Raw genomic sequence first — 10,950 nt, forward strand, 5'->3', positions numbered from 1 at the left:
GTGGAGATCACGGCGGGGCCTGTGGATCGGAGCCTGGATAGCGGCGGCGGAGGTGTGCGGTCAGGACGACTCGTTGCCGGAGCAGGGGGATACCGGCCCGTCCTCCCATGATTCTCTTCTGCAGCTTCACGTCGGTGATGCGCCCTTCGTTGACTCCCGAGCTGAAGGACGTGGTGATCCCCTGGACGACTGCTGCCTCGTCCTCATGGATGGTTTTGGCCAGGCTGGCCAGGGCAGGGAGGTGCGAGGAGGTGAGCCGGTCGAGCCAGACGGGCAGCAGGACTGCGTCCTGGGTGTCGAGCATGGTGTCGAACTCGCGGACCAGTTCGTGGGTGCGCTGTAGTTCCGGGCAGTGCTCCAAGAGGCGGGAAAGCCGCTCGCGGACGTGAAGGACGCGCTGGTCAGGACCGGTGGCGATCCACCGGGCGACTTCCCGCGGTGTGGGTGCCCGTTCGTGCACTTCTTCCAAGGGGAGTCCACGACGAAGGGGCTGAACGGCGAGTTTCACCTGCTGGTAGTGGCCTCGGTAGCCCTTGGCGGCGATCTCCTGGTGGAGGGCGAAGGCATTGTGCTCGCCCTCGTCCCAGCGTTGGCGCAGGTAGCCGAGATACGGGTCGAGCGGTGAGGGCCTGCGCGGGTAGCGGCGACGGATGCACTCTTGCCAGGTGGCGGCGCGGGCGTACTTGCGCACGGTGCGCCGGTTCAATCCAAGCTCGCGGGCGATGGAGTGGTAGCTGCGGCCGTGGGCGGTGTCGGTCACTGCGTGCACCGCTTCGAACAGCCGCTTCGCGTGCCGTCGCGCGGGCGTATCGGCCGCCTCCGGATTCCTGATCGCCGCAGGCTCAGGGATGACGGGCTCGGGTTCGGGTGTCGCGGCGGGCAGGCAGCCCCGGTGTGTGGCAGCGATCTCCTGCACCCGCCTGGACAGCCCCTGCCACAAATGAAAGCGATCGCTGACCTGCAGCGCGTTCGGTGCGCCGGCGGTGATGCCCTGCCGGTAGGAAGGCGAGCCGTCCCGGCACACGACCTCCACTCCAGGATGCTCGCCGAGCCAGCGGCCGAGCGTCTCGGCGTCACGGCCCTGCCACAGAGTGAGCGGAAGCCGGGTGCCGACGTCAACCAAAAGGGTCCCATAGGTGCCCGTGTACAAGGCGAAGTCGTCCACGCCCAGCACCCGCGGTGTGACCGTGGGCGGCAGCGGCACTCTCATCAGATGAAACAGCACACTCGTGCGCGACAGCACCGTGTTCAGGATGCACAGCAGCCGCGCACCACCACGACCAGCCAGGAGAATGCCGAGAGTCTCCACCAGGTTCTGCAGCAGCGGAGTGCGGCGCTGGTAGCGCACCGTCAGTCCGTCGACCTGCTCGGCGAAGGTGACCTTCGTGCAGGCCGGGTTCTCGCAGTACAAGCGCCGTACGCTCAAGTCGATGCGGACAGGCCGACCGCCGAGAGCGGTATCGGCGAGGTGGCGCACATAGCGGCTGTGGACCCAGTCGCTCATGACACCGCAGCCCGTACAGCATGCGGACACAGCGTCGAAGGTGCGGCCCTGGATGGCCACGATGGGGCCCGTGGCCTCGACCGAGACGATGACCACCGACGTCAAGTGCGGTAGCAGCTTAAAGAGTTCGTTGTCACACGAGCAGAGGATGCCCGCTGATCTGCATGCCGATAGCCCGAGCCCCGCCGTGATCTCCACCTACGGAAATCTTGCCAGGGCCACGTTCACGTGTACGCCGACAGACCACGAGGACACCGTCGAGATCGACTACGACCTGACCGTCCGCGTCCGGGGCGTTCTCGCCAGCCAACGACCAGACATGCCGACGGACTTCGGAGCGTGCGGACCGGACGGCCCGCAGAGCTTTCTCGCCGGAGGCGGCGAGGGTGTCGATCAGGCGGGAGATGGTCGGGTCGGAGGCGACCGGGCCGAAGACGGCCGGCTCACACCGCAGCATCGCAACGTCCGCGAGGCAGTCCCCGCCCAGTGCGACCTCCAGGAGTGCCTTGCCGGGATCGTGGACGGCCCGCGGTTTCCCGCCACGGAGCCAGAGCCTGGGATATGGCCTGGTCAAGACCGGTCTTGCGGACCGTTTCGACGAGCAGGACCGACCCGGCCTGGGAGACGACCTGGCGGCCGTCGTCCTGGACGCGGACACGGGGATAGGACCCGATAGAGTGCTTCACCTGGAAAGTGCTCTTTTCCTTGCAGCCAACAGGACCCACAGCAAGTCCTATCGTTGCAGGTCAAGGGCACTTTCTGTGTTTGTGATCAACCTCTGGACAGTCCTCCTCATGAAAGCGCGAGGTTAATACCTTGCTTCCCTCGCCCTGAAGATCCGGCCGGCACCGGACCGACTGCCCTCCACCCTGCCCACCGACGAGCAGGGCGACTGAGGCGCAGACGCGGTACGGGTGAGGGCGGCCGTACTTCACGTACATAGAGTGCTGTCGCCGAGGCCTCTTGCGCTAGCACCAGAATTCGGTCGGTGCAAATCGGGAGAATTCCCAACCCTGGAGGGGCGGCTGGTCTGCCGCCCCTCCAAGCAGGAGGGTCAGCAACTACCACAGAGAGCGAGATCGTGATGAGGGCAGACATCCTGAGCAAGGAAGAGTGCCTCAAGGACTTCTGGGATTTGGCGGTCGTCCTAGCCGTTCGGTACGAAGTTGCTACTGATGGTCACGAGTCGGATGATGGCTCCCGAAGGACCCATGGCGGCGGTGCTTCCCAGAGTGGATAGACGTGAAGCTTTTCTGGGCCGCTCCTGCCCTTGTTCACGCGGATCTCGCGGACGAGTTTCGACACGAGCTCGCGCCGGTCTGCCTGGCCTGCGGCCAGGTAGATCTTGCGGGCCGTGAGGAGGTCCCCCTGGGGCGGACGGGGCTGCTGCACCGGAACTTCCTTCAACTTGGTGCGCAGTTCGGTCTGTTCCCGGATCAGGGCATGCCGCTGGGCATCCAGCTCGGTCCGCTTGCGGCGTGCCGAGTCCTCGGACACCAGCTCCGCGAGGACGGCGTCGGTCAGCTTGTCGTCCTTGGTCCGGAGACCTTGCAACTGGCTCTGGACGTCCTCAAGGCGGCGCAAGAGGGCCTGGTCGCCGTCGTTCTGCGTCCTGAGCGCGGCCGTCCTTGCCGCGAGCGCCTCAGCCTCCCGCTCGCTCATCTGTGCTTCGCGGTCGAGCCACTCGAGGAACCACTTCTCCGCGACGGCCAGGGATACGTAGGTGCCCTTGACGGGGCAGGACTTCGAGTCGATGTGGTTGGCGCACCGAAATGTCACGTCGAGAGGGTTGGGGAGACCGTCGACGAGTGGGCGTCGGTACTTCTTGTTGCGCAGGGCGGTCTGCATCCGGCCGCCGCAGCCTGAGCAGCGGAGGTGTCGGGAGAGCGAGTAGCGCGGTCGGTTCGAGAAGAAACTTTGGCCGCTCTGGGCCATGCGGCGCTTGGCGTAGGCGTCCCAGATGCGCTCACACTCGGACGGGTCGTCGATGACCGCGTCGTGGGCGCCGCCGTAGTACAGGAACGCCGTGACGTCGCGCTGCCGGTTCACCCTCTTCCTCTTCGTACTGCCGTCGTCGTTCGTGACGACCTGGTGGGACAGCTCGGGTATGAGGTAGCGGACGTAGCCGAGGCCGAAGCCGCTGTCGAGGACGGCATGGAGGTCGCCGGAGGTGAAGGGCGCGCCGGTGAAGGTCCTGATGCCCCGTCGATTGAGGTCAGTCACCAATTTGCGGACCGAGATGCCGGCGGCATAGTCGCGGTAGAGCTGGGCCAATACGGGGCCGGTCACCGGGTCGACCTTCAGGATCCCGTTGCGGCACTTCGGGCACGTCTCCAGCTTCTTGCCGAACTCCCACTTGGGGCAGGTCTCGCAGCGGTAGTACCCAAACCGGCCGCGGTTGGAGTGGGGGAGTCCCTTGTTCCGCCGGCGCTCGAAGGTGTCGCGCCAGGAGTCGGCCTTCTGGTTCGACTCCAGCTCGGCGATGTTCAGCATCTGGGCGATGGCGAAGCGGCCGATGGTGGTCTTGCCGTCGAAGTCCTCCTTGGCGGCCCGTACTTCGACGCCGTAGTCCATGAGCGCGTCAAGGTGTTGGAGGGACTCGCGGAGGTTGCGTCCGAAGCGGGACCAGATCCACAGGATGAGCACGTCGAACTGCCCGTCGCGCGCCATCTGTTTGATCTCTTCGATCCGGCGCTCTTCGAACTGGCGGCCCGACTCGCCGAGGTCCATGATGGGGTCGGCGATGACGTCGATGTTCTCCGACCTGGCGAGGGCCTGGGCGTGGCCGACCTGGAGTTCGGGACTGATCATGTCGTCGCGGGCCTTCGAGACCCGGACGTAGATCAGGCCGCGCTTACGGCGGCCGGCGGAGGCGGGCTGCTCCTCCAAGGGGCGCAGCCGAAGTGGTGCGGTTGTCACAGTGATGCTCACAATCGCGCAGAGTAAGTCGTTTTTCCGGCCGACCTTTGTCGCGATTGCCGCACTTGTAGTGCTTTGGCGTCGCCCGAAGGCTAGGCAGCGAGGCAGTAGTGCCTTCGCGTTGCGACGAACATCGCGCCGCCGCCGGAGATGCGGCGGACCACCTCGATGCCGTGCCGCTCGGCGCCCCGCGGGTCGACCTCGTTGCGCAGCGACTGGAAGCTGCCGATGATCACCGAGGGGGCGGCCCACTCCCACACGCGCAGCGTCGGCGGTCTGCGGCCCGCCGCGACCTCGGCGGTCAGCACCTCGTCCAGGGCCATGTGCAGCGCCGGTGCCTGCGGGCTCTCGTGGATGAGCTGCCAGTCGTAGTCGGTCCAGTCGGTGGCGTGCGCGAGCGCCCGGCGCACCGCGATCCCGATGCCCTCGGAGGTCAGTCCGTACATCACGGTGCCCTCGGGGAGGGCGGCGTCGATCCGGGCGGCGAGCCCGGTGGCGTCGGTGTCGGCCGGGGCGCCGTCCAGCGCGTGGTTGACGGCGTCCAGCGCCTCGTCCGGTTCGAGGAAGAAGTCGCCCGCCACGCGCGCGTGGCGCAGACTTCCGCCCTCGACCTCCAGATCCACCACGACGAGCTTGCCGCCGGGGATCTTGTATTCACCGTGCACCGGTCCGCCTCCGTTCGTTCCGATGGGGAAACGACGGAGCGGGGCGAATGATTCCGATCAGGCCCGGTCATTCCGGACGGCGCCGTGCTGTGCCGTGTCGTGCCGTGTCGTGCCGTGTCGTGCCGTGTCGTGCTGTGTCGTGTCGTGTCGTCAGGCCGGCGGGGCGCCCGCGCGCAGGCCGTCCATGATGAAGTCCAGGAGGCGGGCGATGCGCTCGCGGCAGTCCCCGGCGGCGGGGTCGATCTGCCAGAGGCCGCCGATGATCAGGAAGAAGTCGTCCGCGCTCACGCCGGGCCGGATGGTGCCGGCCTCCTCGTTCGCCCGCAGCAGCAGCTCGGTCGCCGTGGTGACGGAGGTGTACTTCGGCTTCTCCGGTCCGTCGGGCCCGGCGGTGACCTGGCGGATGGCCTCCGAGAGCCCGGCCTTGGCCATCGCGAACTCGGCGAGCCGGTCCAGCCACTCGCGCAGCGCCCGCTCCGGTTCCCGGGTCGCGAGCAACTCGCGGGCGGCGTCCGCAACCTGCTGCATCTCGTGCCGGTAGATCTCCAGGACGAGTGCCTCGCGGTTGGGGAAGTTGCGGTAGAAGGTGCCCTGCCCGACGCCCGCCTTCTTCGCGATCGTGCTGAGGGGGGTGTCGGCGCAGCAGGTCAGCTCCGTCAGGGCCACGTCCAGGATGCGTTCGCGGTTGCGCTGTGCGTCCGAGCGCACGGGAGCGTCTCTCTTGGGCCCCACTGGTCCTCCTCCAGGGTCGTGGCCGGAACCCCGCCCTTGCTAACCGGACAGCTGTCCGTTAAGTTTCCGGGTAACGGACAGCTGTCCGGTTAGCGTCCACTCTACCCCGCCGGCGCTCTTTTTAGCCTGCCCTGCCCTGCTCAGGCCACTACTCCGCCTCCGCCCTTGTCTACGAAGACGTACGAGAGAAGGCTGCTCATGGCTCCATCGACGTCCAGCGCCGTCACCCTGCACATCAACGGCGAGAAGTACCCGCTGACCGTCGATCACCGCACCACCCTGCTCGACGCGCTGCGCGAGCGGCTCGATCTGACCGGCACCAAGAAGGGCTGTGACCAGGGGCAGTGCGGCGCCTGCACGGTGCTGGTCGACGGCCGCAGGACCGTCTCCTGCCTCCAGTTCGCCGTCGCCGCCGAAGGGCGCGAGATCACCACCATCGAGGGGATGGCCGACGGCGACCGGCTGCACCCCGTCCAGCAGGCGTTCCTCGACCTCGACGGCTACCAGTGCGGCTACTGCACGCCGGGCCAGATCTGTTCCGCCGTCGCCGTCATCGAGGAGCACGCCGCCGGCTGGCCGAGCGCCGTCACCGAGGACGTCAGGCCCGAGGCGGGCCCGCCGCCGCTGAGTCCTGAGGAGATCCGCGAGCGGATGAGCGGCAACCTGTGCCGCTGCGGCGCGTACGTGTCGATCGTGGAGGCCGTGGCACGGGCGGCCGACGACCGGACCCGCGGCCGTGAACAGGCGGGCCGCACGGAAGAGAGCAGGGCGGCATGAGGGAGTTCGGCTACCAGCGGGTGCACGACGTCTCCGGCGCCCTCGCGCTGCTCGGCGCCGACCCCGAGGCGCGCTATCTCGGCGGCGGCACCAACCTCGTCGACCTGATGAAGACCGGCGTCGAGCGGCCCGCCCGCCTCGTCGACGTCCGCGAACTCCCGCTGGACGGCATCGAGTCGGCGCCCGGCGGCGGACTGCGCATCGGCGCCACCGTCACCAACGGCGACCTCGCCGCTCACCCCGAGGTCCGCCGCCGCTACCCGGCGCTGAGCCAGGCGGTCCTGGCCGGCGCCTCCGGGCAGCTGCGCAACATGGCCACCGTCGGCGGCAACCTGCTCCAGCGCACCCGCTGCGGCTACTTCGCCGACGTCTCCCAGCCGTGCAACAAGCGCGAGCCCGGCAGCGGTTGCCCGGCCGTGACGGGCGAGCACCACAACCACGCCATCCTCGGCGCCACCGAGCACTGCGTCGCCGTGCACCCCTCCGACATGGGCGTGGCCCTGACCGCCTTCGACGCGGTGGTGACGTACGAAACCGCCGACGGGCCGGGGGAGTTGCCGCTCGCGGAGTTCTATCTGCCGGTCGGCGACACCCCGCACCTGGAGACCGGGTTGCCGGCCGGGGCGCTCATCACCGGTGTGACCCTGCCGCCCGTCCCGGTCGCCGCCCGCTCGCGCTACCGCAAGGTCCGCGAACGCGCCTCGTACGCCTTCGCGATCGGCTCGGTCGCCGCCGCGCTCGACGTCCAGGGCGGCGTCGTACGGGATGTGCGGCTCGCCTTCGGCGCGGTCGCCTCCCGGCCCTGGCGGGCCCGTACCGCCGAGCGCCTGCTGACCGGCGCGCCCGCCGACGCGGGCAGCTTCGAGGCGGCAGCGGACGCCGAACTGGCCGCCGCCGCGCCGCTGCCCCACAACGGATACAAGGTGACCCTGATGCGCAACCTGGTGGTGGCCGAGCTGACCCGACTCACCGAGGAGGCCGCCCGATGACCACCGCGACCCGCCCGAAGACCTCCGTCGGTTCCGTCGGTGTAGCGCACACCCGCGTCGAGGGCCGCGACAAGGTCACCGGCGCCGCCCGGTACGCCGGTGAGATCCCGTTCACCGAACTCGCCCACGGCTGGCTGGTGCTCTCCACCGTCGCGCGCGGCCGGATCCGCTCGGTCGAGGACGGGCCCGTCCTCGCGATGCCCGGCGTGCTGGCCGTGCTGCACCACGGCAACGCGCCGCGCGTCGAGTCCGACTTCATCGGCATGCTCGGCGTCCCGCCGGACCCGACCGCGGCCGTCTTCCAGCACGACCGGGTGCCGTGCCTGGGCTGGCCGGTGGCGCTGGTCGTCGCCGAGACCTCCGAGCAGGCCAGGGAGGCCGCCGAGGCGCTGGTCGTGCACTACGAACAGGAGCCGCACGACATCGACTTCCACGCCGGGCGGCCCGACGCCGTCGAGGCGGACGGCACGATGCCCGCGGTGGCGCAGAAGGGCGACGCGGCGGCTGCGCTCGCCTCCTCCGCCGTCGTCCTGGACGCCGAGTACACCACCCCCGAAGAGCACCACAACCCCATGGAGCCGCACGCCGCGACGGCCCGCTGGGACGAGGGCCGGCTCGAGATCGTCGACTCCAACCAGGGCACCGCCTGGGTCGCGGGCGAACTCGCGATGATGTTCTCGCTCGACCCGGGCGCGGTGCGCGTGGTCTCCGAGCACATCGGCGGCGGCTTCGGCTCCAAGGGCGTACGCGCCCACCAGGTGGCCGCGGTGCTGGCCGCCACGGTCCTCCAGCGGCCCGTGCGCGTGGTCATGACCCGGCGTCAGATGTTTTCGCTCGCCGGGTACCGCAGCCCCACCACCCAGCGCGTCCGGCTCGGCGCCGACCCCGACGGACGGCTGCGCCTGCTGGAGCACGACAGCCTCAGCCAGACCTCCACGGTGTACCGGTTCGTCGAACCCGGCGCCGGTCCCGCCCGGGTGATGTACGACGCCGACGCGCACCGCACCGTCAACCGGGTCGTCGAGCTGGACGTGCCGACGCCGACCTGGATGCGCGCCCCGGGCGAGGCACCGGGCTCCTTCGCGCTGGAGTCGGCGTTCGACGAACTCGCCGAGAAGTGCGGCATCGACCCGATCGTGCTGCGCGAGCGCAACGAGCCCGAGGCGGGCCCCGTCTCCGGGCTGCCGTTCGCCGGGCGCAACCTGCTCGCCTGCTTCCGCGAGGGCGCCCGCCGGTTCGGCTGGGCGGAGCGCGACCCGCGCCCCGGCGTCCGCCGCGAGGGCCGCTGGCTGCTCGGCACCGGCACCGCGGCGGCCTCCTTCCACGCGGGCGCCCTGCCCTCCACCGCCACCGTGACCGCGCACCCGGACGGCACCTTCACCGTGCGGATCGGCGCCGCCGACATCGGCACCGGCGCGCGGACCGCGCTCACCCTGGTGGCCGCCGACGCCCTGGAGACCGAACCGGAGCGGGTCCGGGTGCGGATCGGCGACAGCGACTTCGGCCCCGCGGGGATCGCGGGCGGTTCGATGGGCACCCGCTCCTGGTCCTGGGCGGTCATGGCGGCCGCCCGCGACCTGCGCGAGCGGCTCGCCCTGACCGCCGGGATCCCGCCGGAGGGCGTCACCGCGCGCTCCGACACCACCGACGCCCTCGCCGCCCTCGCCCAGCGCGAACGGCACTCCTTTGGGGCCCAGTTCGCCGAGGTCGCGGTCGATACCGCCACCGGCGAGGTCCGGGTGCGCCGGATGCTCGGCATCTTCGCGGCGGGCCGGATCGTCAACCCGCTGACCGCCCGCAACCAGCTCACCGGCGGCATGATCTGGGGCATCTCCATGGCCCTGCACGAAGAGGCCGTACGGGACCCGGCGACCGGCGGCCACGTCGGCCCCGACCTGGCCAACTACCACGTCGCCGCGCACGCCGACGTGCCCCGCGTCGAGGCGGACTGGGTCGAGGACACCGACCCCGACGACCCGGTGGGCATCAAGGGTGTCGGCGAGATAGGCATCGTGGGCGCCGCCGCGGCGATCGCCAACGCCGTCTGGCACGCCACCGGCGTACGCCACCGCGCGCTGCCGATCCGGCCCGACCGGGTGCTCGCCGCGGGAACACGAGGTGCCGGGAATGCTTGACATCGCCGCCGACCTGCACCGATGGGCCGAGGAGGGCCGGGACTTCGCCGTCGCCACCGTGGTGGCCGTCGGCGGCAGCGCACCGCGCGACCCCGGCGCCGCCCTCGCCGTCGACAGCGCGGGCGAGGCGATCGGCTCCGTCTCCGGCGGCTGCGTGGAGGGCGCCGTCTACGAGCTGTGCGCACAGGTCCTCGGAGACGGCCGCCCGGTGCGCGAACGGTTCGGCTACAGCGACGAGGACGCCTTCGCGGTCGGCCTGACCTGCGGCGGCGTCATCGAGGTCCTGGTCACGGCGGTGCGCGCCGACGCCCCGGGGGCAGAAGTGGCGCGGCAGGCCCTCTCGGCCGCCGCCCGGGGCGAGCCCGCGGCCGTCGCCCGGGTCGTGGACGGCCCGGCCGAACTGCTCGGGCGCGCCCTGCTGGTCCGCCCGGACGGCTCCCGCGAGGGCGGGCTCGGCGGCCACCCGGCGCTCGACGCCACCGCGGCGGCCGAGGCCGGGGCGCTGCTCGCCGCCGGACGCACCGGCACCGTCGCACTCTCCGAGGACGGCTCGCACTGCCCCGGCGGCGTCACCCTGTTCGTCGAGTCCAGCGTGCCGGCGCCCCGCATGATCGTCTTCGGGGCGATCGACTTCGCGGCGGCCCTGGTGCGCGCGGGCAAGTTCCTCGGCTACCACGTGACCGTGTGCGACGCCCGCCCCGTCTTCGCCACCCGGGCCCGCTTCCCCGAGGCGGACGACATCGTGGTCGACTGGCCGCACCGCTACCTGCGCTCCACGGCCACCGACGCGCGCACGGTGCTGTGCGTGCTCACCCACGACGCCAAGTTCGACGTACCGCTCCTGGAGACGGCCCTGCGGCTGCCGGTCGCCTTCGTCGGCGCCATGGGCTCACGGCGCACGCACGCCGACCGCGACCGCAGACTGCGCGAAGTGGGACTCACCGAACTCGAGTTGTCCCGGCTGCGCTCGCCGATCGGCCTCGACCTCGGCGCCCGTACGCCCGAGGAGACCGCGCTGTCCATCGCGGCGGAGATCGTCGCGGCCCGGCACGGCGGCTCCGGCGCCCCGCTGACCGGCTCGGGGACGCCGATCCACCGCGACGGCGGGAAACGGGGAGAAGGAGGGGGCGAACGGGACGCGATGGCGGCCTGAGACGCTGTGGGCGGACCCCGGCCCGGGGGCGCCCCCCGGGGGGGGGGGGGGCCGGGGGTGACGCCGCGGCCGAGCA

At 70.8% G+C, this 10,950-nt stretch carries 7 protein-coding genes and 2 pseudogenes; 4 read left to right on the forward strand and 5 right to left on the reverse strand.

Features of this window, described 5'->3' with window-relative positions; genetic code table 11:
• Window positions 1-7: 7 nt before the first annotated feature.
• The 5 genes and pseudogenes from ACFV6E_RS20405 to ACFV6E_RS20425 all read right to left on the reverse strand — a co-directional run bounded on the left by ACFV6E_RS20405 (window position 8) and on the right by ACFV6E_RS20425 (window position 5,820).
• Window positions 8-1,702, reverse strand: coding sequence for an ISL3 family transposase (locus ACFV6E_RS20405; protein WP_385463306.1), 1,695 nt, complete (start codon window positions 1,700-1,702; stop codon window positions 8-10).
• A gap of 25 nt (window positions 1,703-1,727) precedes the next feature.
• Window positions 1,728-2,190 (reverse strand): annotated as a pseudogene (locus ACFV6E_RS20410) (transposase); the annotation flags it as partial.
• Window positions 2,191-2,683: 493 nt separating this feature from the next.
• Window positions 2,684-4,435, reverse strand: a complete 1,752-nt coding sequence (locus ACFV6E_RS20415; RefSeq protein ID WP_385463309.1) for a recombinase family protein — start codon at window positions 4,433-4,435, stop codon at window positions 2,684-2,686.
• Between the two features lie 113 nt (window positions 4,436-4,548).
• A pseudogene (locus ACFV6E_RS20420) lies at window positions 4,549-5,088 on the reverse strand (biotin/lipoate A/B protein ligase family protein); the annotation flags it as partial.
• A gap of 150 nt (window positions 5,089-5,238) precedes the next feature.
• Window positions 5,239-5,820, reverse strand: a complete 582-nt coding sequence (locus ACFV6E_RS20425) for a TetR/AcrR family transcriptional regulator (RefSeq protein WP_385176329.1) — start codon at window positions 5,818-5,820, stop codon at window positions 5,239-5,241.
• A gap of 198 nt (window positions 5,821-6,018) precedes the next feature.
• On the opposite strand from ACFV6E_RS20425, the gene ACFV6E_RS20430 reads away from it, so the two are divergent.
• The 4 genes from ACFV6E_RS20430 to ACFV6E_RS20445 are packed head-to-tail and all read left to right on the forward strand — an operon-like array spanning window position 6,019 to window position 10,874.
• Window positions 6,019-6,597 carry a (2Fe-2S)-binding protein gene (locus ACFV6E_RS20430; RefSeq protein ID WP_385176332.1) on the forward strand — a complete coding sequence of 193 codons (579 nt, stop codon included), beginning with the start codon at window positions 6,019-6,021 and terminating at the stop codon, window positions 6,595-6,597.
• On the forward strand, window positions 6,594-7,586 hold the full coding sequence (locus ACFV6E_RS20435; protein ID WP_385463311.1) for an FAD binding domain-containing protein: 993 nt from the start codon (window positions 6,594-6,596) through the stop codon (window positions 7,584-7,586). The genes ACFV6E_RS20430 and ACFV6E_RS20435 overlap by 4 nt, the downstream gene beginning before the upstream one ends.
• Window positions 7,583-9,721, forward strand: coding sequence for a xanthine dehydrogenase family protein molybdopterin-binding subunit (locus tag ACFV6E_RS20440; RefSeq protein WP_385463314.1), 2,139 nt, complete (start codon window positions 7,583-7,585; stop codon window positions 9,719-9,721). Before ACFV6E_RS20435 ends, ACFV6E_RS20440 begins: the two co-directional genes overlap by 4 nt.
• Window positions 9,714-10,874: an XdhC family protein gene (locus ACFV6E_RS20445; RefSeq protein ID WP_385463317.1), complete on the forward strand. Its 1,161-nt coding sequence runs from the start codon at window positions 9,714-9,716 to the stop codon at window positions 10,872-10,874. Before ACFV6E_RS20440 ends, ACFV6E_RS20445 begins: the two co-directional genes overlap by 8 nt.
• The last annotated feature ends 76 nt before the right edge of the window (window positions 10,875-10,950 follow it).

Source organism: Streptomyces sp. NPDC059785 (genome assembly GCF_042732375.1).
Lineage (GTDB): Bacteria > Actinomycetota > Actinomycetes > Streptomycetales > Streptomycetaceae > Streptomyces.